Origin of the sequence: Paenibacillus sp. ISL-20, assembly GCF_018613005.1 — a bacterium.
GTDB lineage: Bacteria > Bacillota > Bacilli > Paenibacillales > Paenibacillaceae > Paenibacillus_AQ.
This window is the reverse complement of record NZ_JAGGRD010000015.1, coordinates 39,496-63,363: the sequence shown is the minus strand read 5'-3', so window position 1 is coordinate 63,363 and position 23,868 is coordinate 39,496. Positions and strand designations below refer to the sequence as shown.

Annotated in this window: 23 protein-coding genes; all 23 read right to left on the bottom strand. The window is 50.6% G+C overall.

Translation table 11 applies throughout. The features are described from left to right. Window positions 1-116 precede the first annotated feature (116 nt). Window positions 117-653: a hypothetical protein gene (locus J7E85_RS09705; protein WP_215157256.1), complete on the bottom strand. Its 537-nt coding sequence runs from the start codon at window positions 651-653 to the stop codon at window positions 117-119. A 157-nt stretch (window positions 654-810) separates the two neighbouring features. Then, window positions 811-2,322, bottom strand: a complete 1,512-nt coding sequence (gene lysS / locus J7E85_RS09700) for a lysine--tRNA ligase (RefSeq protein WP_098741245.1) — start codon at window positions 2,320-2,322, stop codon at window positions 811-813. Window positions 2,323-2,547: 225 nt separating this feature from the next. Continuing rightward, window positions 2,548-3,024 carry a transcription elongation factor GreA gene (greA, locus tag J7E85_RS09695; protein WP_215157254.1) on the bottom strand — a complete coding sequence of 159 codons (477 nt, stop codon included), beginning with the start codon at window positions 3,022-3,024 and terminating at the stop codon, window positions 2,548-2,550. 210 nt (window positions 3,025-3,234) lie between these two features. Next, window positions 3,235-4,266, bottom strand: coding sequence for a tRNA dihydrouridine synthase DusB (gene dusB / locus J7E85_RS09690; protein ID WP_215157252.1), 1,032 nt, complete (start codon window positions 4,264-4,266; stop codon window positions 3,235-3,237). Between the two features lie 223 nt (window positions 4,267-4,489). Further along, entirely contained in the window at window positions 4,490-4,696 is a 207-nt protein-coding gene (locus tag J7E85_RS09685; RefSeq protein ID WP_215157250.1) for a helix-turn-helix domain-containing protein, read from the bottom strand. Further along, a complete protein-coding gene (folK, locus tag J7E85_RS09680; protein WP_215157248.1) occupies window positions 4,648-5,196 on the bottom strand; it encodes a 2-amino-4-hydroxy-6-hydroxymethyldihydropteridine diphosphokinase in 549 nt (182 codons plus the stop codon). Before folK ends, J7E85_RS09685 begins: the two co-directional genes overlap by 49 nt. Before the next feature lie 7 nt (window positions 5,197-5,203). After that, window positions 5,204-5,566: a dihydroneopterin aldolase gene (gene folB / locus J7E85_RS09675; protein WP_215157246.1), complete on the bottom strand. Its 363-nt coding sequence runs from the start codon at window positions 5,564-5,566 to the stop codon at window positions 5,204-5,206. A 38-nt stretch (window positions 5,567-5,604) separates the two neighbouring features. After that, a complete protein-coding gene (gene folP, locus J7E85_RS09670; RefSeq protein WP_215157244.1) occupies window positions 5,605-6,465 on the bottom strand; it encodes a dihydropteroate synthase in 861 nt (286 codons plus the stop codon). Then, window positions 6,462-7,349: an aminotransferase class IV gene (locus tag J7E85_RS09665; protein WP_215157242.1), complete on the bottom strand. Its 888-nt coding sequence runs from the start codon at window positions 7,347-7,349 to the stop codon at window positions 6,462-6,464. Before J7E85_RS09665 ends, folP begins: the two co-directional genes overlap by 4 nt. After that, window positions 7,346-7,927, bottom strand: coding sequence for an aminodeoxychorismate/anthranilate synthase component II (pabA, locus tag J7E85_RS09660; RefSeq protein ID WP_215157240.1), 582 nt, complete (start codon window positions 7,925-7,927; stop codon window positions 7,346-7,348). Before pabA ends, J7E85_RS09665 begins: the two co-directional genes overlap by 4 nt. Before the next feature lies 1 nt (window position 7,928). After that, window positions 7,929-9,593 carry an anthranilate synthase component I family protein gene (locus tag J7E85_RS09655; protein WP_215157238.1) on the bottom strand — a complete coding sequence of 555 codons (1,665 nt, stop codon included), beginning with the start codon at window positions 9,591-9,593 and terminating at the stop codon, window positions 7,929-7,931. A gap of 270 nt (window positions 9,594-9,863) precedes the next feature. Continuing rightward, window positions 9,864-10,799, bottom strand: a complete 936-nt coding sequence (cysK, locus tag J7E85_RS09650; protein WP_215157236.1) for a cysteine synthase A — start codon at window positions 10,797-10,799, stop codon at window positions 9,864-9,866. A gap of 429 nt (window positions 10,800-11,228) precedes the next feature. Then, on the bottom strand, window positions 11,229-12,164 hold the full coding sequence (locus J7E85_RS09645) for a peptidylprolyl isomerase (RefSeq protein WP_215157262.1): 936 nt from the start codon (window positions 12,162-12,164) through the stop codon (window positions 11,229-11,231). 20 nt (window positions 12,165-12,184) lie between these two features. Beyond that, entirely contained in the window at window positions 12,185-13,069 is an 885-nt protein-coding gene (hslO, locus tag J7E85_RS09640; protein ID WP_215157234.1) for an Hsp33 family molecular chaperone HslO, read from the bottom strand. 57 nt (window positions 13,070-13,126) lie between these two features. Beyond that, a complete protein-coding gene (locus tag J7E85_RS09635; RefSeq protein WP_098741235.1) occupies window positions 13,127-13,891 on the bottom strand; it encodes a type III pantothenate kinase in 765 nt (254 codons plus the stop codon). Next, window positions 13,888-14,763, bottom strand: coding sequence for a carboxylating nicotinate-nucleotide diphosphorylase (gene nadC / locus J7E85_RS09630; RefSeq protein ID WP_098741234.1), 876 nt, complete (start codon window positions 14,761-14,763; stop codon window positions 13,888-13,890). Before nadC ends, J7E85_RS09635 begins: the two co-directional genes overlap by 4 nt. Beyond that, entirely contained in the window at window positions 14,753-16,369 is a 1,617-nt protein-coding gene (gene nadB / locus J7E85_RS09625; protein WP_215157232.1) for an L-aspartate oxidase, read from the bottom strand. The genes nadC and nadB overlap by 11 nt, the downstream gene beginning before the upstream one ends. 38 nt (window positions 16,370-16,407) lie before the next feature. After that, entirely contained in the window at window positions 16,408-17,346 is a 939-nt protein-coding gene (gene nadA, locus J7E85_RS09620) for a quinolinate synthase NadA (protein ID WP_215157230.1), read from the bottom strand. Window positions 17,347-17,575: 229 nt separating this feature from the next. Then, window positions 17,576-19,651 carry an ATP-dependent zinc metalloprotease FtsH gene (gene ftsH / locus J7E85_RS09615; RefSeq protein ID WP_215157228.1) on the bottom strand — a complete coding sequence of 692 codons (2,076 nt, stop codon included), beginning with the start codon at window positions 19,649-19,651 and terminating at the stop codon, window positions 17,576-17,578. 99 nt (window positions 19,652-19,750) lie between these two features. Beyond that, window positions 19,751-20,290 carry a hypoxanthine phosphoribosyltransferase gene (hpt, locus tag J7E85_RS09610; RefSeq protein ID WP_071221070.1) on the bottom strand — a complete coding sequence of 180 codons (540 nt, stop codon included), beginning with the start codon at window positions 20,288-20,290 and terminating at the stop codon, window positions 19,751-19,753. Window positions 20,291-20,358: 68 nt separating this feature from the next. Beyond that, window positions 20,359-21,789 carry a tRNA lysidine(34) synthetase TilS gene (gene tilS / locus J7E85_RS09605; RefSeq protein ID WP_215157226.1) on the bottom strand — a complete coding sequence of 477 codons (1,431 nt, stop codon included), beginning with the start codon at window positions 21,787-21,789 and terminating at the stop codon, window positions 20,359-20,361. A gap of 417 nt (window positions 21,790-22,206) precedes the next feature. Further along, entirely contained in the window at window positions 22,207-23,127 is a 921-nt protein-coding gene (locus tag J7E85_RS09600) for a serine/threonine protein kinase (protein WP_215157224.1), read from the bottom strand. After that, on the bottom strand, window positions 23,111-23,851 hold the full coding sequence (locus tag J7E85_RS09595; protein ID WP_076326532.1) for a vWA domain-containing protein: 741 nt from the start codon (window positions 23,849-23,851) through the stop codon (window positions 23,111-23,113). The genes J7E85_RS09600 and J7E85_RS09595 overlap by 17 nt, the downstream gene beginning before the upstream one ends. Window positions 23,852-23,868 lie beyond the last annotated feature (17 nt).

Below are 23,868 nucleotides of genomic sequence, written 5' to 3'. Positions count from 1 at the left end.
CGGAAATATAATATACCATGGCATTCGCTGATATGCAACCCTTTTGTGTAAAATTATAATAAGGTAAAATAATACATTCATTTACTTACTATATACTAGATATTCATTATTTCCATTTACCCTATCTGCTTCTTAGGCCAGAAGGTATAGCTGAAGCTATATAAGCAGTCAATCCCCAGGATCACTGCCCATTGTAAGGCCATCGCCTTGAGCTGCTCCGTTCGTTCTGGCTCCCCGACCACAAGAATCATAACGCCAAGCAATATAGCTCCTATCACCCACGCCAACATATGGCGATACCATCCCTGACGCTCACGCTTGGCGCGAGCCACTCCATATTTCGGGGCAGGTTCCGGTTTCTTACCCCCTGCAAATCGATGAGCAAATCGGACGTCCGCCCATTGGATCATTCGATGCCCAAAAGCAATTGTCACCCCGATATATACAGCCGCTAGTCCATGCATGAATCCGGCCTCTGCCCCGCCACGCAGATCTATCATGGTTACGGCTATCAATAATAAGTCGATGATCGGCGTACACAGCAGCAGTATGCCGCCCGTTCTTTTCATCCCAAGCAGATATCTTACGCTTAATCCGGCAAAAACAAATACCCAGAATAAAATTTCGCATCCAATAATAAAAGCTCCAATCATTCGCCAGCCCCCTTATTTAGTACATTTGTGCTAAATAAATGTAGCACAGCTTTATTCTCAGAACAAGAGAGAATCGGGATCACCATACAAAAAAAGCAGCCGACTATAGAGATCTATAGCCGACTGCTCTTCTACAATCTATTAATGGAGCAAACGCCTACTCCTTATTACGCATGTGCGGGAACAGTAAGACATCACGAATGGACGGGGAATTCGTAAGAAGCATGATCAAACGATCGATCCCGATACCAAGTCCGCCTGTTGGCGGCATACCATACTCCAGTGCACGCAAGAAATCTTCATCCATCTCGTGCGCTTCGTCATTACCCTGTTCTTTTTCCTTCATCTGCGCTTCAAAACGCTGACGCTGGTCGATCGGATCATTGAGCTCCGAGAAGGCGTTCGCGTGCTCACGCGCCACGATAAACAGTTCAAAGCGATCCGTGAACCGCGGATCCACGTCGTTCTTCTTCGCAAGCGGCGAAATCTCAACCGGATGACCGGTTACGAACGTCGGCTGAATCAGCGTCTCTTCAACGAATTGCTCAAAGAACGCGTTCAAGATGTGGCCGAATGTCATATGCGGCTCTACCGGAACTTTATGTTCTTTTGCAAGACGATGCGCTTCCTCGTTGGACATGTCCACACTAAAGTCAACGCCGACTACTTCTTTTACGGCATCAACCATGGATACACGACGCCATTGTGGCGTCAGGTCAACTTCGTGCCCTTGATAGGAAATCACTTGTGTACCCAGCACCTCTTGGGCAATATGGGCAATCATATTCTCGGTCAGTGCCATAATATCTTTATAATCCGCATAGGCTTCATAGAGCTCTATCATCGTGAACTCCGGATTATGACGGGTAGAGATCCCTTCATTCCGGTATACGCGGCCAATCTCATACACTTTTTCCAAGCCGCCCACGATCAGACGCTTCAGGTGAAGCTCAATCGCGATCCGCATATACAACTCCATATCAAGCGCATTATGATGCGTAATGAACGGGCGTGCCGCCGCACCACCAGCGATCGAATGCAAAGTCGGGGTTTCCACTTCAAGATAGCCTTGGGAATCCAGGTAACGGCGCATCGATTGAATAATACGGGAACGGGCAATGAAGGTCTTCTGTACATCTGGGTTGATAATCAGGTCGACATAACGCTGACGGTAACGGAGTTCCACATCCTTCAAACCATGGAATTTCTCAGGGAGCGGATACAACGACTTCGAGAGAACCTCCAGCTCCTTCACCTTAATGGTGGTTTCACCGGTTTTGGTCTTGAACAAGACCCCTTTCACCCCGATGATGTCACCCAGATCAAGGATGCTGAATGCTTCATATTGCGCTTCTGCAATCGAATCCTGGCGGACATAGATCTGAATCCGGCCGCTCAAATCTTGAATATGAGCAAAAGAAGCCTTACCCATGCCACGCTTCGCCATAATCCGACCGGCCAGGTTCACTTCCACCTGCTTCTCTTCCAGTTCTTCCTTGGAGAGCTCGTCATATTGTTTCAGAATATCACCTGCGTGATGTTCTCTTTCATATTTCCCGCCAAACGGATCGATGCCCAGCTTGCGAAGCTCGTCCAATTTGTTGCGGCGGATTTGCAAAAGCTCACTTAACTCCTGTTCTTGTTCCTGGTTATTCATTTCTTCCGTCATCGTCATTCATCTCCTTCATTTCACTTCCATCGTAATACCCAACAGCACAAAACGCCGCCACCCATTACATGATTCGGACAGCCCTTGAACAACTTGTAGACATTCGGTTAGGACTTAACGGTAGGGCAGCCATTCAAGACATGCCATTAACTCATTAAGCCCTCAACACAGCCTTGCCTATTTAAAAAAGCCCCCCGAAGGAAGCTTTCTACACCACATTCCGACTTACTTCTTAATGTCTACAATTTTATATTGAATAACGCCCGCAGGAACGTTAACATCTACTACCGATCCTTTTTGCTTGCCAATAATCGCTTTGCCGACAGGACTCTCGTTAGAGATTTTGTTGTTAAGGGGATCCGATTCAGCCGTACCTACAATGGTATATTGCATCGTGTCGCCGAATTCCAAATCCTCTACGATCACCGTGTTGCCCACGCCGACGACATCGGTATTAATATCATCATTGTTGATGATGCGCGCATTGCGGAGCAATTTCTCCAGCGTTATAATCCGGCCTTCGATAAAGGCTTGCTCGTTCTTGGCGTCTTCATATTCGGAGTTTTCACTAATATCACCATAACCGATGGCAACTTTAATCCGCTCAGCTACTTCGCGGCGTTTTACAGACTTTAGATTCTCAAGTTCGTCCTCCAGTTTCTTCAGACCGTCCTGGGTAAGAATGACTTCTTTATCGCTCATTAACCGATTCTCCTGTCATGTAAATAATTTAAACCACGGTATCAACATACTATATGCGAATTCTTGGGGATCAGAACTTCCCTCTGATGCCTGCTCAATTTCTTGAATTTATACTGAAAGATTATATGGGAACCATTTCAAAAAGTCAATGCGCGCAAAGGCTGTTACGAATGTCGCATACACACACCCATTAACAGCCTGCACCCCTAATTATCCCATCGCCGCAACGGCTTGAGGGTATACACTTTTTGTCGATTCTTCTTGGGCCTCCAGATTGTTCACAAAGTTGTTCAGAAGGTTCACCATTTCGTCGCGCTTCGTTTCTTCCATAATGAGATCTTTAATGCGAGCGGAGCCCTTCAACCCTTTCAAATACCAGGAAAGATGCTTGCGCATTTCCCGTACCGCAACCGCTTCGCCGCGCAGAGCGATCAGCCGGTCCATATGCAGAATGGCAATCCGCATTTTCTCCTGCGGAGCCGGATCCGGCAGCAGCTGGCCTGTCTTCAGGTACTCCACGGTACGATACAGCATCCATGGGTTCCCCAGCGCTCCGCGGCCGATCATGACACCATCGCAGCCTGTCGTATCCAGCATTCGGCGAGCATCCTCCGGCGTTACCACATCGCCGTTACCGATAACCGGAATGGAGACGGCTTCTTTCACTTGGCGAATGATGTCCCAATCCGCGTGCCCGGTGTAGAGCTGCTCGCGCGTACGTCCGTGAACGCTGACCGCCTGACCGCCCGCGCGTTCGACAGCTTGTGCATTTTCGACAGCATAGATGTGATCGCTATCCCAGCCTGTACGCATCTTCACCGTGACCGGTTTGTTCACGGCATCAACAACGGCCGCTACCATTTCATAGATTTTGTTCGAATCCAGAAGCCAGCGCGCACCCGCATCAACCTTCGTTACCTTCGGTGCAGGACAGCCCATGTTAATGTCGATGATGTCGGCATTGGTTTGCTGATCGACAACTTTGGCCGCCTCCACCAAGGATTGACGGTCACCGCCAAAAATTTGCAGGCTCAGCGGCTTCTCCCGCTCGTCGACGAACAGCATCTCCTGGGTGCGCTTGTTCCCGTGAACAATGGCCTTTCCGCTCACCATTTCGGCGCAAACCAAACCGGTACCGAATTCCTTAGCAATCAAGCGGAACGCCGGGTTGCACACGCCTGCCATGGGCGCCAGAACCACTTGGTTCTTCATCTCGATGTTTCCGATTTGCAACTTATCCATTTTATGTGTCACCCCTTTATATTCAGATATTTATAGTCGAAAGATCCCGGTTATCGTGCAAGGGATCCATAAGTTTCAAACCAACCCATCATACTCATGTATCGCACCCTCGTCCAGTCCGCAAAAATTACATGTCTTGTAGATTGCATTCAGAAGCATCATCCTATATTAATGGCCGGGTTTATTGAAAATAAACCTGCACCGGCTTTTCTATTCAAATGTTCTAGCTCCGTTCCTTAAGCTCCTGCAATGTAATCTCCAGCACGTCCGCAATCTGAACCAGCATCTGCTCCTCGGCACGGCGGTTTCCCCGCTCAATCGCACCAAGGACGGCCAGTGAAATACCGGTTCGCTCGGCGAGCTCTTGCTGGGTTAAACCCTTCAATTTTCGGAAAGCGCGGATACGCTGCGCCAGCTGCTTGTTTTCCAAAGCTGTATTCCTTCCTTTCCTTCCAGGTTCTCAAGTGCTGTCTTCACTACAGGGTACAGACCTGAAGGTTCGAGCTCATATACGATATCGGCCAGCGGTCTGAGCACAAAAGCCCGTTCCTGCATACGGGGGTGCGGCAGAACAAGGTCCGGCGTATCCAGACGGCGTCCTTCCATCCATAACAGGTCCAAGTCCACCGTCCGCGGCCCCCAATGAATATGACGGACCCGGCCGAGCTGCTTTTCAATTCGCTGCATTTCGGCAAGCAGCTCATGGGGACTCAGCGATGTCGACACGGCTGTGGCCATATTAAGAAACATCGGTTGATCCACATAGCCGACGGGTTCGGTTTCATACAAGTTGGATACGCGCTCTACCGATATGCCAGGTACTTCGTCCAACCGTTCCAAAGCCTCCATCAGGTTACCCTCGCGGTCTCCCAAATTGGCCCCTAAAGCAATATAAGCCTCTGAACACTCAGAGGTGGCGTGTGAATTCATGATCGTCTCACTTCCTGGTCCGGTGCAGCTCAATGGTCACACCTTCAAAATGAATGTCAAAAGGCGGGTGCGGCTTCGTCAATCGGACCGTTAAAGCATCGATAATAGTATAAGTGTCCAATACCTTAGATGCAATATGCTCCGCTAAAGCTTCAATCAGGCAGAACGACTCCGTCCGCATAATATCCAGCAAGAGATCATGAATCTCGGCATAATTTACCGTTAACGTCAGGTCATCCGTCTTCGCAGCTTTGCTCAAATCCATCTCCAGCTCCAGATCCACATAGAATCGTTGACCCAGCTTGCGCTCTTCCTCAAACACACCGTGATAGCCGTAGTATTCCATACGGCTCAGTATCATTTTATCCATCTCGTACTCCGCCCTTCCATCCTTTGTCCCGAAAAAAATTATATACGTGTAAGCTCCGTTGAAGCGTAAGTCATGGCATCACACATCTTCGCTGTCCGTTTCATATGTAACACGTCATGCACACGAACGATCTGGCAGCCTTGCGCAATCCCGTAAGCCACCGTAGCGGCCGTTCCTTCCAGCACATCATGCGCCGGGGCGCCAAGTGCGGTCTGGATGAACCTTTTGCGGGAGGTAGCCAGCAGCACCGGAAACCCAAGCCCTACCAGCTGATCAAGGGAGGCCATCACTTTCATGTTCTCTTCATAGTCCTTGGCAAACCCGATACCCGGATCGAGCAAAATATGCTGATCCTGCACACCTGCAGCCCTCGCAATTTCGACACTTTCCAGCAAATCGCGCTTTACGTCCTCGATGAGATTGGTGTAATTCCGATCGCGGCGATTGTGCATCAGTATCACGGGGCATCCTAGCTCTGCCGCTGTCTTAGGCATATCCGCGTCATCTTTAAAGCCCCAAATATCATTGATGATATGAGCGCCCGCTCCAATAGCCTGACGCGCAACTTCCGCTTTATACGTGTCAATCGACAACGGAATATGCGGCGCATGCCGATGAATGGCTTCTATAACCGGAATAACGCGGGCGAGCTCCTCTTCAGCTCCAACCGGCTCATGGCCCGGCCGCGTCGATTCTCCGCCGATATCGATGATGTCGGCTCCCTCTTCCACCAGCTGAAGCGCGTGCTCGACCGCCCGCTCCGTGTCGTGATAACGACCTCCGTCGGAGAACGAATCCGGCGTCACATTCAATATGCCCATAATGAGCGTGGATTGACCGAGCTTTAACACAGCATTTTTGCTCAGCCGATATTCACGTTCGTAAATCGTTGTTTTCATGCCTTTTGCCCTGCTTTCCTTCTATATGCGCTCAGTAATGTACGGGTTATCGGACCGGCCAATCCTTGTCCAATGACTAGAGTCTCGCCTTCAGCCCCAATCAACGTCGTAACCGGAACAATCTCCTGCACAGAGCCGGTCGTAAATATTTCATCCGCTCCAGTGAAAAACTCCCAGCTGTAACGGCCTTCTTCGACTTCCATACCAAGATCGGCAGCCAATTCCAGCACCACGGCCCGGGTAATCCCCGGCAAAATGCCCGTGCTTACGTCAGGCGTATATAAACGACCCGCTTTGACAAAAAAGACATTGCTGACAATGCCCTCTGCCACTTCCCCGGCCGCCGTTAGCATCAGCCCCTCTGTCGGACCATCCGAATGGCTGGGATATTCGGCCAATTCCCGCTTTGCGAGTATATTGTTCATATAATGCAGAGATTTCAGCCGAACCGATGATTCCGGTGTGTTCCGCGGAAGGGACAGCTGCCGCATGGCTCTACCTTTCTCGTAGAGCATTTCGTTTGCAGCCGGCAGCTCTTTGGTGAATAAAATCTCGGTAGGCTTCAAATAATCCCCAGCAGGCAGACCGAGCAATCCCTCTCCTGCCGTTACGGTATACCGGATATAAGCATCCTGGAGACCATTGGCCTCCATCAGTTCCGATATCCAGCGGCTGACCCTCTCAGCATCCGCCCTGTGGACGATCCCGAGCTCCCGGCAGCTGTCCATGAGCCTGCTCAAGTGCCGCTCTATTAAAAAAGGCTTCCCCTCATAAGTGCGGAAGGTCTCGAATAACCCCATTCCGTACAGAAGACCGTGATCCATTACAGGTATGACAGCCTCGGCAGCTTCGACGATGCCGCCGTTCATGCCAATATACTTCATGCTTTGGTGCCAGCTGTACGCTTCAAGAAATTGCGCAGCATTTGATGGCCATGGTCCGTAATGATGGATTCCGGATGGAACTGCACCCCTTCTATGGGATATTGTTTATGCCGAAGCCCCATGATTTCGCCCTCTTCGGTCCAGGCGGTAATCTCCAGCTCATCCGGCAAAGTTTCCTTCTCAACGATCAGCGAGTGATAGCGCGTTGCGGTGAACGGAACCGGTAAGCCTTCGAAGACCGAGCCGCCCGTATGCTGGATCGCGGATGTTTTCCCGTGCATCAGGCGCTCCGCACGAATCACGTTGCCGCCAAAGACTTGCCCGATCGCCTGATGGCCGAGGCAGACGCCGAAGATCGGAATCACACCCTTGAAATGCGAAATCACATCCAGACTAATGCCGGCTTCATTCGGCGTACACGGTCCCGGAGATATCAGGATATGGTCCGGGGCCAATGCCTCGATGCCAGCGATGTCGATCTCATCATTCCGGTAAACCTTCACTTCTTCGCCGAGCTCACCCAAATATTGAACCAGGTTATACGTAAACGAATCATAATTGTCGATGACAAGTATCATATTAGTTCCCCCCTATATTCGCGGACAACACTGCCGCTTCTTCTTCACTGCATATCAGTGCAGCAATCAAAGCCTTTGCCTTGTTATGACACTCCCTGTATTCCCGGTACGGATCGGAGTCAATGACAATCCCCGCACCCGTCTGAATATAGCCGACCCCATCCTTCACGGCGAGGGTCCGAATAATAATGTTGAGCTCCATATCACCATTATAATCGATCCAGCCCATGGAGCCGGTATAGGGTCCCCGCGTCACGGGCTCCAGCTCTTCGATGATCTCCATGGTCCGGATTTTGGGTGCGCCTGTAATGGTGCCGCCGGGGAACGCTGCCGCAATGACATCATGTGCATGGTTGCCCTCTGCAATCCGCCCTTCTACTTGCGACACCAGATGCATCACGTGAGAGTACCTCTCGACAGTCATCAGCTCCGGAACATGCACCGTTCCGTATGCGGCAATGCGGCCAATGTCATTACGCTCCAAATCGACCAGCATAATATGCTCCGCCCGTTCTTTCTCGCTGCCAAGCAGTTCCGCTTCCATTGCCGCATCCTCTTCCGGATTGCTTCCCCGGCGCCGAGTTCCCGCAATCGGTCGTGCAGACACGACATCGCCATCCAGCTTCACCAGCAATTCCGGTGAGCCGCTAGCCAAGCTGAAGCCCGGCGAGGATAAATACCCCATATATGGCGACGGATTCAGGATACGCATCCACTCATAAATATCGGCAGGGTCCGCATGCAGCTGTAAATGCCGGCGGAGAGACAAATTGACCTGAAATACGTCACCCTGCCGAATATACTCTTGAATCGAGAGCACCGCCTGCTCGAACGCTTCCTGCGTAAAATCAATCTCCAGCCGATCCCAGATCTCGACATTTGGCCCTGACAGCTCCTGCGCTTTCTTCACTCGTTCCTGCCGCACACGCTCATCTTCGACACTCGAGCCGTTCCCTGAGACTGTTCCGAACATTTGATTCCATTGGGACAGCATCGATTCAGCCCTTACGACAGCCCGATCATATAACTCCTGCAATAGCTTCTCTTGATCGATTGAAAGCACCGAACCTCTGGATGCATCAACAGAAGCACCGGATGCCGTCTTTTCCTCCGAAACTTCCCCGGTCCCGAATGCCCAAGGCAGAGGGACATGCACCGAGCAGTAGATGCTGTCATCTGTATGATCATAGATCCAGATCTCTTCCATGCGCATCCACATATAATCCAGGAACCCCGGCTCATCTTTGGCTACTTTTGGGAGCTGCTCAATCGATCGGATCACATCGTAGCTTAGAAAACCGGCGCAGCCACCGCGAAAGTCCGGCCATCCCGGTACACGGGGAGCCCGCCATTCTTTCATCCACTCCTCTAACAGATGCAGCGGCTTTCCCGTTACCTGCGTCCGCGAATCGCCAGACAGCTCAATGATCTCACCATGGATTCCCTTCCCCTGCAAAATGGACACCGGCCGCAATCCAAGATACGTATAGCGTCCGCCCTTACCGCTCTCCAGCACAAAGGCATACGGCGATGCCGCTTTCCATGCATGTCTCCATGACAGGGGTAACCCTCTTGTTGCTCCTTTATATTGAACCAGATAGGGAACGACGGACCAGCCCTCTTTAGCCCATGCCTGCCACTGGGCCAGCTCCACTCTTCTCTCCATGCCGATCCTCCCTTAGTCATCAAAACCCTTACTGTTGCCTGTCAGTATACTGTATCCCGCTTCTCTTGAAAACCCTAAATAGAAGCTCGTCCAACAATAATTTTTGGAGCGGTCATCCCGTGGATTCCAATAAAGCGTTATCTTAGGGACTAGTATACGCAAAAAGCCCTCAATGCTATAAAAACACATTGAGGGCCCCTTCCTTGTCACGCATTATCTCACCCAGATGAGGTGAGACCATGCGCGCATATTTCAATATCATCTTACTCGTTACTCGAAGTTATAGAGCGGCGTGCTCAGGTAACGTTCTCCGTTACTTGGGATCACGGCTACCACCCGCTTGCCTTTACCAAGCTCTTTGGCAACCTTCAATGCCGCGTATACAGCCGCACCGGAAGAAATGCCGCCAAGAACGCCTTCTTCCTTCGCCACACGGCGGGAGGTTTCAAAGGCATCGTCATTCTCGACATGAACGATTTCATCGTAGACTTCTTGGTTCAAAATTTCAGGAATGAAGTTTGCACCAATGCCCTGGATTTTGTGAGGACCTGGTTTGCCTCCGGCAAGGATTGGCGATGCAGCAGGCTCAACTGCAATGACCTTAATATCAGGGAATTGCTCTTTCAGCACTTCGCCCGCCCCTGTAATCGTTCCGCCTGTTCCGATACCTGCCACGAACGCATCTAAGGAACCGCCGATGGATTGGATCGCTTCAACGATTTCCGGACCTGTTGTTTCACGGTGGATTTTCACGTTGGCTTGGTTATTGAATTGATCGGCCATAAAGAATCCGGCATTTTCCTGCAGAATTTCTTCCGCCTTCTTAACCGCACCGTTCATTCCTTCCGATCCCGGTGTCAGTACCAGTTCCGCGCCATAGGCACGCAGCAGGTTGCGGCGCTCCAAGCTCATGGTTTCAGGCATAACGATAACCGCTTTGTAGCCTTTGGCAGCTGCCACCATAGCTAGACCAATACCGGTATTACCGCTTGTTGCTTCAATAATGGTATCGCCCGGCTTCAAACGCCCGTCCTTCTCCGCTTCTTCCACAATGCTGATCGCGATCCGGTCTTTAACGCTTGCACCCGGGTTCTGGTATTCCAGCTTCAGATAAATCTCTGCGCTATCCTCCGGTACGATCCGGTTCAAACGGACGAGTGGAGTTCCACCGATTAATTCTGTCACATTGTTTACGACTTTTGCCATGAATGAAGCCCTCCTCTAAATATGAATCTGAATAAACTAGTAAATCCATAATGGTGTTATACATTCTAATGTCGAATCATTAAATTTGTGGTGTCTGGATGTTGAAAGAAAAGCAGAGCCAGCATATAGACTCTAATTCTTGATTATTGAGGTTGCTGATATCCGAGTAAAAAGGTAGGTTTTTATACCTTCATCTTATCAACGTTACGTGTCATTGTCAATATCCCACACCTCGAAAATCAACATTTCTAGGTGGATTTTCCTGCGCCTCCCGAACGAGGAAAAGCGATTTCGCCTCTAGGCATGCCACGCTCAGAAAGCCACCATTCCTCAGTGAATGAAACCTTTAGCAAACTTCAACGCAAAAAAAAGCTCCTGCAGCCACATCTTACTCCGCCACAGCGAGCTTTCTCTATGTTCTTCTTCTATTTACAACGTGACCGTACCAGTGCTAATCCGGGCCTCGTATTTCTCGCGAAGCTGACGCTCCAGTTCGGATAAAGACACCGACTGCTCCAGGGCCAACTGCTTACGAACCGCCTCGCGGACACTTTCCTCGCTCGGGGCCTGAGGCTCGATAATCTCCTTCACATAAACAATGACATAGGTGTCTGTGAGCGAGATCGGCCCCGCAATATCCCCGGGCTCAAGCGTTGAAGCTGCATCCAGCAGTGCCGGCGGCAAGAAGGGATCATCCTCCTCGACCAAGCCGATCTGCCCGCCGTCTTCGCGAGTATACTCATCGAGAGATACCTGAGCCGCCAGATCCGCAAAAGCTTCTCCATTCTCCAGCCGATCCATGACCCGTTCTGCCTCATCTTCCGAAGCGACCTCGATCATGGATAAATTCAACTGCTTCTTGGGGCGAAATTGGTCAGGGTACTGTTCCAGATACGAATCGATCTGCTGCTCTTCGATGTGTACGTCGGAAGTCGCAATTTTCTCAAGCAGCAGCCGATACGTCGTTTCTGTCTTTAATTCACTCTCCGTAATGCCAAGCTGTTCTTCCATTTCCGATAAGAAACGTTCCTTAGAACCGTAGCTGCGACTCATGACTTCGATTTCTGCATCGACTTCCTCCGCCACAACATCAATATCCTTCGCTTTGGCCTCCAGAGCCACGGCGTGCCGATTCAGCATGGTTATCAGCATTTCGCGGCCATAACGCTTCTTTAGCTCGTCAACCCACTCGTCTTCGGTAATCGCCCTGTCCTGGATGGATGCAACTGGTTGGGAGCCATCTTTCCAAGGTGGTGAAGCCTCTTGCGATAAATTCCCGGAAAACAGCATCCAGCCACCCATACCCAATACGCATGCTGTCAAGACAATGACGGTCGCCCACAATCCCTTCTCTTGTCTCGTCATCACGGTCGCTCATCCCAACGTTAAGATTTGGCCCGCTCTAGCACGGATTTTAGCTGTTCTCTATCGAACGTATATTTTTCATTGCAAAAATGACAAGAAACTTCGGCCTTACCATCCTCTTCGATCATCTGCTCAAGCTCTTCCTGCCCCAAGCTGATCAAAGCGCGCTCCACCCGCTCATGCGAGCAGTCACAGCTGAAGTACACGTCCATTTCCTCCAAAATGGTCACATCCGGAACTACTCGTTTCAGGATGTCTTCCAGTTCCAGTCCTTCTTCCAGCATCTCGGTGATCGGTGGAATCTTGCTCAGCGCAAGCTCAAGCTCCGTAATCTCATCCTCGGTTACGCCAGGGAGAAGCTGAACGATGAAGCCTCCAGCATTTGCCACGGAATAATCCGGTGAAACCAGCACACCCAGGCTTACCGCCGAGTTGGTCTGTTCGGATACGGCAAAATAGTATGTGAAGTCTTCAGCGAGCTCACCCGAAATAATCGGTACGCTCCCACGGTAAGGCTCCTTCAACCCGAAATCCTTGATCACATCAATATGGCCGGTGGTCCCTACAGCAGCGGCAACATCCATCTTACCCGGACGGATATTCGTCAGCTCCACATGCGGATTTTTGACATATCCGCGGACCTCGCCGTTGGCATTACTCTCCGCCGCAATCAAACCGATCGGTCCGTCGCCGCGCACTTGAATGCTAAGGCGCTCTTCTCCTTTCAGCATAGCTCCCATCATCGCTGCTGCTGACACGGTACGGCCCAAAGCGGCTGTGACGACAGGAAACGTATCATGTCTTTGGCGAAGCTCTTCAACCAAATCGGTTGTCCGAACGGCAAATGTCCGTACTTTCCCGTTTAATGCTGTTCCCCGCAGCAAACGGTCTTTTTGATTACCCATCTTGAGGCCTCCTTGTCTTTCTAGTTGTTTGTAATATCTAACGGTTTTATAGCGGTTCTAGTTACGCTCATAAATAATACGCAAGCCTTCTAATGTCAGAAGAGGAGAAATCTCTTCAATGGACTCCGTTTCGCTGGCAATCAGCTCGGCCATTCCCCCGGTAGCGATAACCTTAACATTGTCCGTACCCATCTCGGCTTTTATACGCTTGACCAGGCCATCAACCTGTCCCGCATAACCAAAAACGATGCCGGCCTGCATGGCATGTACGGTATTGCGTCCAATTACTTTTTTTGGCTTTTCAAGCTCTACGCGAGGAAGCTTGGAAGCACGCTGTACAAGAGCCTCAGTAGCAATGCCAATACCAGGCACAATCACTCCGCCAAGATAATTGCCTGCCTCATCGATGCAATCAAACGTCGTCGCCGTACCGAAATCCACCACAATCAGCGGCCCCCCGTACTGCTCGACGGCTGCTACTGCATTCACGATCCGGTCAGCGCCAACCTCGCGCGGATTCTCATACCGCAGATTCAGTCCTGTTTTGATCCCAGGTCCTACGATCAGAGGCGCCTTGCCAATATATTTATTGCACATCTCCTCGACCACACGTACAAGAGGAGGAACTACGGAAGAAACAATTACGCCTTCTATTTGGCTTACCAATATATTGGACATTTGAAACAAATTGTGAATCAATACACCGTATTCATCCACGGTGGACTGACGCGATGTACTAATTCGAAAATCATGCAGCAGCTTCTTCCCCTGATACACACCCAGTACAATATTGGTATTCCCTACATCCACAACTAGAATCAACCTTCTGTCCCTCCTTTCTTCGCATTCAGATCCAGACTGATATCGAGACTATGGAAAGAATAAGTCAGCCGTCCAACGGATATCACGTCGACCCCGGTCTCGGCAATCCCGCGCACGGTCTCCAGCGTCACGTTCCCTGATGCTTCGACGCGAACATGAGGAGCCTTGGCCTTGATTCTTCGAACAGACTCCGCCATCATGTCATGACTCATATTATCCAGCATAATAATATCTGCGCCTGCAGCCAGTGCTTCCTCCACCTGCGCCAAACTCTCGGTTTCAACTTCTATCGTCATGGTATGTGGAATATGGGCTCTTGCCCGGCTGACCGCTTGTGCGATTCCGCCTGCACCCTTAATGTGATTATCCTTAATCATAACGGCATCGTACAAACCGAAACGATGGTTCGCGCCGCCGCCAACCCGAACGGCATACTTCTCAAGCATTCGGTGGCCGGGTGTCGTTTTGCGGGTATCCACCAATCTTGTCGGCAATCCCTCAAGTACATCAACAAAAGAACGTGTTCTTGTTGCAATACCTGACAGACGCTGAAGCAAATTCAAAGCGAGGCGCTCGCCTGTCAAAATACGGTGAGTGCTTCCTTCCACTTCGGCGAGAACCGTCCCTTTTTCAACCTCGTCCCCATCCCGAACCAATGCCGTAAACGTTAGCGACGGATCAACCGTTTCGAATACCAGCTCTGCTACCGGCATACCTGCCACGATTCCAGCCTCCTTGGCATGGATAACGCCCTTGGATTCATGACCCGGCTCAATGGTGGTGAGAGTCGTAATGTCCCCCGACCCAATATCCTCCTGCAACCAAGTCCGTATACTCTGGAGAAGGCCATCGTTGTATCCGTTAAACATCATCGCTTAATTCCTCCGTCATTTCTTGATCCCGTGTATGGACAATATGTTTCTGCCATACGCTGTCATTCCGCTCCGGGAAATCCTCACGGTAGTGGGCTCCCCGGCTTTCTTCACGACCCAGCGCACCCTGCACCACGAGTAAGGATGCTGTGAGCATGTTAGCAAACTCGTATTCCTCACGCTTGGAGAGCATCGAATGGAACAATGGCAGCTGACGGCCGAGCTCTTCCGCTGCTCTTAATAGAGTATCCCGATTTCTCCGAAGTCCTGCAAAACGTACCATCACCTTCTGAAGCTTCAAGCGCTTTTCCACCATCGCCTGGGACGGAGCGTCCTTGCGACCGAGATGGAATGATACATGAAGTGGATCTCCTGAGGGTTCCGGCAGACTCTTAATGCGCTCGACAATACGACTGCCGTACACAATCGCCTCCGACAGCGAATTGCTGGCCAAACGGTTCGCCCCGTGGACACCGGTAGACGATACCTCCCCGCAAGCAAATAAACGCTTCACGCTGCTCTCGCCGTGCAGATTGGTTTTGATGCCCCCCATCATATAATGCGCAGCCGGGGAGACCGGAATCCAATCTGACGATAAATCGAGTCCATATTGCATGCAGGTTTCATAAATCGTAGGGAATCGATGTTTGACCATCTCCGGCGACTCTTGGGTAATATCCAGATAAACAAAGGTAGACCCCGTTGCTTCCATCTCACTGACAATGGCACGCGCTACAATATCCCGCGGCGCAAGCTCCAGCAAATCATGGTATTTGGGCATGAACCGTTCCCCTCGTATATTCCGAAGAACAGCACCTTCACCGCGAACCGCCTCTGATATAAGGAATCGGGGCGCCCCCGGATAACTAAGCGCTGTCGGGTGGAACTGTATAAACTCCATATCCCGAATTTCTGCGCCTGCCCGATAAGCCATGGCAACGCCATCCGCTGTGGCAACCTCCGGATTGGTCGTATACCGGTACAATTGACCGGCGCCGCCGGAACACATCACCGTCGCCTGTCCACGTACGAATACCCGTTTTCCGTCCGGCATCTGTACCAAAGCGCCATGACACTCTCCCTGCTCGGTAATCAGGTCAATGACAAAATGATCGTCCCACACCTCTACATTGTGAAGCATTTCAACCTGAATGGAAAGGGCACGCACGATTTCATACCCGGTTGCATCCCCGTTGGCATGAAGGATCCGGCGGTGACTGTGCGCGCCTTCTTGGGTCAGTGCGAGCTCGCCATTCTCCACATCAAACATCGTACCGAGCCGAATCAGCTCTTGAACACCGACCGGACCCTCGTTTACAAGCACATCCACTGCGGCAGATGAACATAGGCCCGCCCCTGCCAGGAGGGTGTCCTTCCGGTGGTAGGCCGGAGAGTCATCCTCGGCTGTTACGGCTGCAATCCCTCCCTGTGCATAACGCGTGTTGCTTTCGAGCAGCGATTTCTTCGTAATCAATAGCACATTCTGAGTCGTGCTTGCCATGATCGCCGTATATAAACCCGCAATGCCTGAACCGATCACGATGACATCCGTCTCAATGACCGGAAGATCGTTCAGCTCAAAATCAATTAAATACTGCGGTATCACGATGCCTCACCTGTCTTTTCACGAAAGAGTAGCGCATGCTACTTAACTTGTAACATGCGCTCTAATGAAGTTCTGGCTTTCTCTGCAACGACCGGCGGCACATAAATTTGCGGCTTCATCGTTTCCAACGCTTTAACCAGCTTTTTGAGGTTATTCACTTTCATATTCGGACACACCAGGAACTTCGTAGCGAAGTGGAACGATTTATCCGGGCTATCCAATCGAAGCTGATATCCGGTTCCATCCTCGGTGCCCACGATAAACTCCTTGGCAGATGAATTTTTGCAATACTCCAGGATAGCGGTGGTACTCCCTACAAAATCGCCCATCGCAACAACCTCTGGACGGCATTCCGGATGCACCACAAATTCAGCATGAGGATATTTGGCCCTCATCTCGACGACATCCTTAACCGTCAGCATGTCATGCGTGTTGCAATACCCTTCCCAGATAATGAGCTTCTTGTCGGTATGCTGCTGAACATAATGTCCCAGGTTTTTATCAGGCACCCATATGATTTCATCCGAATCCACCGACTGAATCACTTTCACGGCATTGGATGACGTACAGCAGATATCCGTTTCGGCTTTGATCTCAGCCGATGAATTGATGTATGTGACCACTTTCGCATTCGGATGCTGCGCTTTCAGCTTCCGCAGTCCGTCAACGTTCACCATATCCGCCATAGGGCAGCCGGCCCGCTCATCCGGTATAAGAACCGTCTTGCCCGGTGCCAGAATTTTAGCGCTCTCGCCCATAAAATGCACACCGCAAAATACGATGACCTCAGCATCGGTTTGTGCTGCCTTCTGCGCTAGCAGGAAGGAATCCCCCCGGAAATCAGCGACCTCTTGTATTTCGTCCCGTTGATAATAATGAGCCAAAATGATTGCGTTACGTTCCTTCTTCAATTGCATTAACCGCTCACGCAGTTCACGGTTCTGTTCTGCCTTACGCTCCAGTGCCAAAGCTTCCATGATCGACCCTCTCCCTTTATGTAATCCGGCGGTTCGCCGCTGATGACCATGTGACTTTCAGGATGGTTTCCACCTTTGTGAAAGGATGCGCATCCTTATTTAACAACTAATGTACACGTTCGTTCTGCCCCCTGTCAATGTGATAGAAAGCACAAAAAGAACCGGAAAACGAATTATCGTTCTCCGGTTCTTCAATTTTATTCGGTATTCGATGTTTTATCAGCGAATATTACGTTAAGCTGCTGTTACCGTTGTCCGATCCGCCTGGAGGATCCTTGCGCTCGGAATCTTTGCGCTCCGGCCCAGGATCATTCGAATCCATCGGGTTGTTCGGAATTTCTTCCGTGGAAGTCGGCTGCTCGCCGTCTTCTTTCCCTTGGATACGAACTTTTACGTCGCCAATATTGTCGATGATCGGTTCACCATTCTCGGTAGAACCTTCTCCTTCACCGTCGCCACTGCCGTTGCCTTCAGCTGATCCGGTCTCAATGAGATTCTTGATTTGCTCAAGCTCCAGCGTTTCCATCTCGAGGAGCGTGTTCGCAATCAGGTGAACCTCTTTAGCATGCTTATTCAGGATCTCTTTACATTTCTCATAGCAATCATTAATGAATCGCTGCATTTCCTGATCGATCTCATAAGCGATTCGATCACTATAGTTCTGCTCATGTCCGATATCACGTCCAAGGAACACTTGTCCTTGGGATGTACCGAACTGCATCGGTCCGAGCTTCTCACTCATACCGTATTCCATAACCATGCTGCGGATAATACCCGTCGCTTGCTGAAAGTCACTGTATGCTCCGGTTCCGATTTCACCGATGAACAGCTCCTCAGCAACACGGCCGCCAAGCAAACCGGTTACGCGATCCAGCAATTCCTGCTTCGTCACGAGCATCCGATCTTCCTTCGGCATCATGATGACATATCCACCGGCACGGCCACGAGGAATAATCGTTACCTTGTGCACCGTATCCGCATGCTCCAGGAAGTAACCCACAATGGTGTGACCTGCTTCATGGTAAGCTACGATACGTTTCTCGCGATCACTGATCACGCGGCTGCGTTTCTCCGTACCGACGATAACACGGTCAATCGCCTCATCCACTTCTCGCATGGAGATATCTTTACGATTGCGGCGAGCCGCAATCAAGGCAGCCTCGTTCAGGAGATTCTCCAGATCGGCGCCTGTAAAACCGGTTGTACGTTTGGCAATGATGTCAAGTTTAACATCCTTCGTCAATGGTTTGTTGCGTGCATGAACCTTCAGTACGGCTTCACGGCCCTTCACATCCGGGCGATCTACGGTAATCTGACGGTCAAAACGTCCCGGACGAAGAAGCGCCGGGTCCAAAATGTCCGGGCGGTTGGTCGCAGCAACGATGATAATGCCTTCGTTCGCTCCGAAACCGTCCATTTCAACCAGCAACTGGTTGAGTGTCTGCTCACGCTCGTCATGACCGCCGCCAAGTCCGGCGCCACGCTGACGACCCACAGCATCAATCTCATCAATGAAGATGATACATGGTGCATTCTTCTTCGCGTTCTCGAACAAGTCACGTACACGAGAAGCACCTACACCGACAAACATCTCAACAAAGTCGGAACCGGAAATACTGAAGAATGGCACTCCTGCTTCACCAGCAACGGCACGAGCCAGGAGCGTCTTACCTGTTCCCGGAGGACCGACAAGCAGAACGCCCTTCGGAATGCGAGCGCCAACCGTGTTAAACTTGCGCGGATCTTTCAAGAAGTCAACAACTTCAATAAGTTCCTGCTTCTCTTCATCTGCTCCGGCTACATCTTCAAATGTAATCCGTTTCTTCTCTTCATTATATAAGCGGGCTTTGCTCTTACCAAAGTTCATCACTTTGCCGCCGCCGCCTTGGGCCTGATTAAACAGGAAGAAGAACAGAACAAACATAATGATGAGCGGAATAAAGGATGAAAGCAATGTCAGCCAAATGCTTTGGCCTTCCATTGGCTGCACGGACAGTTTGACATTATTGCTGTCACTGGCTGCAGTCAGCTCTTGCATCGCTGCATCCGTGGCAGGAATATAGGTTGAGAAATTCTCCGATTTTTTCTCTTCGGAAATCTCCCTATACTTACCGGTCACCAGATAAGCGTAACCGTCAAATTGTACCGTCATTTCCTCTATGTTGTTAGCTTTGACTTCCTGCCGCAGTTGATTATAACTAGGGGCATCGGCTTGCTCGCCGCCATTAGTAACGAATTGTACTATGCCCACCACGACTAAAAATAGAATCAAATAAAAACCAGAATTCCGGATGAACCGACTCATCCCCTACCTCCTCTCAAGACACATAAGATATTTTACCACAGCCTGTCTGGCCATCTCAACAAAGGTCCCTGAAATGTGATAGCAGCCCATTGGCGCGGTTTAACTGCTGTAGATTTCCGGCTTCAAAATCCCGATGTAGGGGAGGTTCCGGTAATGCTCGGCATAATCGAGTCCGTATCCGACAACAAAAGCATCCGGCAGCACGAATCCGGTGTAATCGGCCTGCAAATCCACCGTACGGCGTGCCGGCTTGTCAAACAGCGTGACAACGCACACCGAGTTTGCCTTGCGGCTCTTCAGAAGCTCAATCAAATGGCTCAGCGTAAGACCGCTGTCGATAATATCCTCCACAATCAGCACATCCCTGCCTTCAACGGATGCGTCCAGATCTTTAATGATCTTCACCACGCCGGAGGATTTGGTTGATGCCCCATAACTGGATACAGCCATGAAATCCAACTCAAGAGGTACTGTTATGGATTTAACCAAGTCGGCCATAAAAATAAATGCACCTTTAAGAACGCAAATAACGAGTGGATTGCGTCCCACATATTCGGCGCTGAGTTTGGAACCAAGTTCCTTAATCTTTGCGTGAATCTCTTCTTCACTGATGAGTATTTCCTGAATGTCATTCTGCAACTTAAGTGGACCTCCTACGTTTATACTATGAAAGCGTGAAACGGGCCATTCTTCGTTTTACACTTGCCTTAAGCATCCGATAACTCCATCCGGAGAACTCGTGATGTGTGCCGCCCGCAAGCGGCGTGAACGGAACGTCGTACACCTGGAATCCACACGATGCTGCCGGAACCGTCACAAAGAATAGGAATCCGGGCACGGACAGACGGTGGGATTTTCTCATCAATGAGAATATCTTTCACCTTTTTGCTTCCGTTTAATCCCATGATCTTCATCTTGTCCCCCGGCTGTCTGTTACGCAAGGTTAAAGGAAACCTCAGCTCATCCGCATCAAAATCCGCCACAAAGGCTGATGGTCTGGAGCCGCTCCGGCTTTCGCTTCCTGTCATTGACGACAATTTCAGCATTTTTCCGATTTCCTTAACATACTGCTGCGAAACATCAGGAGAATCAAGAATGTATATGTACTGTCCCTGTTCATTCGGAGGCTTGGGCCAAAACTGGATCACTCCATACTCACGAACACAGGTAATGCCGTCACCCAGATCTAGACGCCAGTTGCTTCGCTGATCGTTAAGAATGCCATGGCGCACCGTTTCAATCTTGACAAAATCGGTGTTTTCCTTGTCTGAGGGCAGGTAATTTAATATTAGTTTAATCAAACGCCGTTGTAAAGCGACATGTAAGCCCAAAAAGGAAGGCGCGTCGAAAGCGAGCCTCCCATCGTTCTCCTGTACCATACTCCGAAATTGCTTCGCAGCTTCAAGCTCCACAAAATCATCCTCCTGCTGGACTATCTCGGCCAACTGATTGAGTGAGGAGGAGAACTGCCCATTATATCGTTCTAGAAAAGGCAATACTTCCAGGCGAATCGCATTACGGCGGTACTTCGTCTGTAGATTGCTGTGATCCACCGCATACTGGAAACCGCATTCGTGGCACAACTCTACGATATCCGCCTTGTACATACGAAGGAACGGGCGGATAAGTTCCACTTTTTTTTCCGTGCGCTTAAATTTTATTCCGGCAAGTCCGGACAAGCCGCTTCCGCGCAGAAGCCTCATGAGCACCGTCTCGGCTTGATCGTCAGCATGATGAGCCAGAGCCACGGAGCGCGCATTGTATTTATGGGCCGTTTGCAGCAGAAATTCATAACGCTTCTCTCTGGCAGCCTCCTGCCCACCCTTGCCGCTCTCTTCCATATAAGCGGGAATATCGATGAACGCCGTTTCTAATGGAAGTCCGAGCCGCTCCGCCAGTTCACGTACCATCTCCGCCTCTTCGTCCGATTCTTTCCGAAACCCATGATGCATATGGGCGCAGATCAATCGGAGCGGTGTCCGGTGCAAAGAAACTTCATGCAGCACGTGCAGGAGCGCAACGGAATCAGGCCCGCCGGAAACGGCGACCACGATGCTATCACCTTCTGACCACAGATCAAACTCTGCGGCTGTACGCTCGATATGGTTGACGAATGTCCGTAAATAATCCTGTTTCACTTCCAGGTCCCCTTTAGAGGTTGTTCAAAAAGCCCGCTTTTGATAAGAAAACCTCTATCGAGGCCACTTCAAGGATGAGCGACCGCGATGCATAGGTAGGTTTTCTTGCGATATAGAATTCCATCAGTTCCACTGATAACTCATAAATTCTATATCTAACACGAAGTGAATCAGGAAGCCACTCGGCATCGAATCTTGAATTCAGCCGGGCCTAAGCAGATGCTTTCGAAGTATGTTTCCTGCGGAAACATTTCAGGTGCTCACGTACCAAAAACGTACGCTCCTCTCCTGACGTCCCTAGCTTCATCCAACTGAAGCGTTTTGAAAAAACGCACATCGGGAGCATAAGCTTCGGTGCTGAAAACCGACCTTTTTGAACTCGCACCTTTATGAATTCCCAGTAACAAGGTAACAACTTCATGAGCGGAAGAAAAAATAAACAGCAAGGGCCATGATGACTAACGACAAACCAAACGCGTTCTTCAGCCAACGCGGAGTTCGTCCCGGATTAGGACGCAAGTTCCTGCCCGAACCTTCGTATATTCGTTTTCTCCACTCGTTCAACGCTTCCCGTGAATCCGCGAAATCCCCCGATAAAGCCTTGTTCAGCCAAACAGCGTATGGCTTGAACACGAGGTTTCTTCGCAGCACCAGCTGCAGATCTGCAACACTACGGGTCTGGGGAAGCTGACAAGACGCCTCCCGTAATGATTTCTCATCCAGCAGGCCGATACACATCACGGCAAACGAGAACAAATCATAGGTTACGTCGCCAGTCCGGCTTCCGGCATTCCAGTATCCCCGATCATACCATTCCGTGAACTGCTTTACGCTGCGTCCGAAAGGGCTAACGCCTCCGTAATCGATCAGTTCCACTCTTCCGTATGCCGAAACCATCACATTATCCGGCTTCAAATCGCCGAATGCATAACCGGATGCATGCAGAACGGACAGCTTCTCGAGCAGCTTCAGTCCGATCAATCCGATCCAGTCGGCACCGCGTTTGCGAATAAAATGATGCAGCGGACTCCCCTCAATGTAACGCATAACATAGAAGGACACTTCGCCGCTGCCGTCATGATGATCGTCCGCCTCCACGAGATACGGGTCCGGCATCTGTTCTTTTAACGCATTCAGCACATTAATTTCGGATTGAAGATCCAGAGCGTCATACCCTACTTTTAAAGCATAACGCTCGCGTACTCCTGCCCGGTGAACCAGATACACCTTGCCGTTAGCCCCTTTGCCGAGCATACGTTCCACGATGTACCGGCTGTTCCGCCACTTGCCTTTAATTACGGTTCCTGGCGGATAACCCGGGTTAGACAACGTAGTCACCGAGCATCCCTTCCTCTTGGCTGGAATGACCCTGCCATGATTGATTACCTTCTAGTGTACCATATCGGTAAAATTCAATCACCTTTAACAAGGCAGGTCCAGTCGGCGTCGCCCCTCTCATCTGCAGGCGGCTGAACATTCCCCGGGCGCCGTCAAGATCTGAGGTCCAATTCACGTCCATCACGATATCCTCGCCACTGTGTTTTCCTGGAAAATGGAATACGGACAGTTCGCTTGAGCCTGCGCGCGCTTTCAAACTCAGCATCAAATCACGTATCGCTTCCTCAACGGCAGCCAGCTTGGGTTTCATGCTTGCACTTGCATCGATTAACAGCGCGACCTGCAGGGATGACGTCTCAGCCAGCTCATCCACCACTTCCACGACCTGCGAACGCTTGTCCGGCGGAAGCTCCTCCAGCGACCCGCCCCCCAGAATATGCTGTATCTCCTTATTTACTGCTTGTTGGATCGTCTGAACCACCGTTTTCCGAGTCATCATCTGTATCGTCTGCGCCAGCTGCGGTGTGCCTACGATCCGGTGTATGCCTCCTCCCGCTTTGGCTATCTCCTGAATTTCCAATCCCCCTAGCTCGCCGATCGTCCCGTAATCAAGGACCCCCACCACGTTCACGACAATACCATCCTGGAGCGCATGGGCTGCGGCCAGAACTGGACTGGCCCCAACGTTAGAGCACCCGTCCGTAATCAGTAGAATTTGCTTCATAATAAATGATCGCCTCC

Excerpts from the sequence above, each read along its gene's own strand:
- J7E85_RS09665 (WP_215157242.1), bottom strand. The coding sequence starts at position 7,349 with ATGAAGTATATTGGCATGAACGGCGGCATCGTCGAAGCTGCCGAGGCT.
- pabA (WP_215157240.1), bottom strand. The coding sequence starts at position 7,927 with ATGATACTTGTCATCGACAATTATGATTCGTTTACGTATAACCTGGTT.
- greA (WP_215157254.1), bottom strand. The coding sequence starts at position 3,024 with ATGAGCGATAAAGAAGTCATTCTTACCCAGGACGGTCTGAAGAAACTG.
- folP (WP_215157244.1), bottom strand. The coding sequence starts at position 6,465 with ATGAAAACAACGATTTACGAACGTGAATATCGGCTGAGCAAAAATGCT.
- J7E85_RS09655 (WP_215157238.1), bottom strand. The coding sequence starts at position 9,593 with ATGGAGAGAAGAGTGGAGCTGGCCCAGTGGCAGGCATGGGCTAAAGAG.
- lysS (WP_098741245.1), bottom strand. The coding sequence starts at position 2,322 with ATGACGGAAGAAATGAATAACCAGGAACAAGAACAGGAGTTAAGTGAG.
- dusB (WP_215157252.1), bottom strand. The coding sequence starts at position 4,266 with ATGGATAAGTTGCAAATCGGAAACATCGAGATGAAGAACCAAGTGGTT.
- cysK (WP_215157236.1), bottom strand. The coding sequence starts at position 10,799 with ATGGCAAAAGTCGTAAACAATGTGACAGAATTAATCGGTGGAACTCCA.
- folB (WP_215157246.1), bottom strand. The coding sequence starts at position 5,566 with ATGGATAAAATGATACTGAGCCGTATGGAATACTACGGCTATCACGGT.
- J7E85_RS09645 (WP_215157262.1), bottom strand. The coding sequence starts at position 12,164 with ATGACGAGACAAGAGAAGGGATTGTGGGCGACCGTCATTGTCTTGACA.
- nadA (WP_215157230.1), bottom strand. The coding sequence starts at position 17,346 with ATGGAAGCTTTGGCACTGGAGCGTAAGGCAGAACAGAACCGTGAACTG.
- J7E85_RS09705 (WP_215157256.1), bottom strand. The coding sequence starts at position 653 with ATGATTGGAGCTTTTATTATTGGATGCGAAATTTTATTCTGGGTATTT.
- nadC (WP_098741234.1), bottom strand. The coding sequence starts at position 14,763 with ATGATGTTTAACGGATACAACGATGGCCTTCTCCAGAGTATACGGACT.
- ftsH (WP_215157228.1), bottom strand. The coding sequence starts at position 19,651 with ATGAGTCGGTTCATCCGGAATTCTGGTTTTTATTTGATTCTATTTTTA.
- J7E85_RS09595 (WP_076326532.1), bottom strand. The coding sequence starts at position 23,851 with ATGAAGCAAATTCTACTGATTACGGACGGGTGCTCTAACGTTGGGGCC.
- folK (WP_215157248.1), bottom strand. The coding sequence starts at position 5,196 with ATGAATTCACACGCCACCTCTGAGTGTTCAGAGGCTTATATTGCTTTA.
- hslO (WP_215157234.1), bottom strand. The coding sequence starts at position 13,069 with ATGGGTAATCAAAAAGACCGTTTGCTGCGGGGAACAGCATTAAACGGG.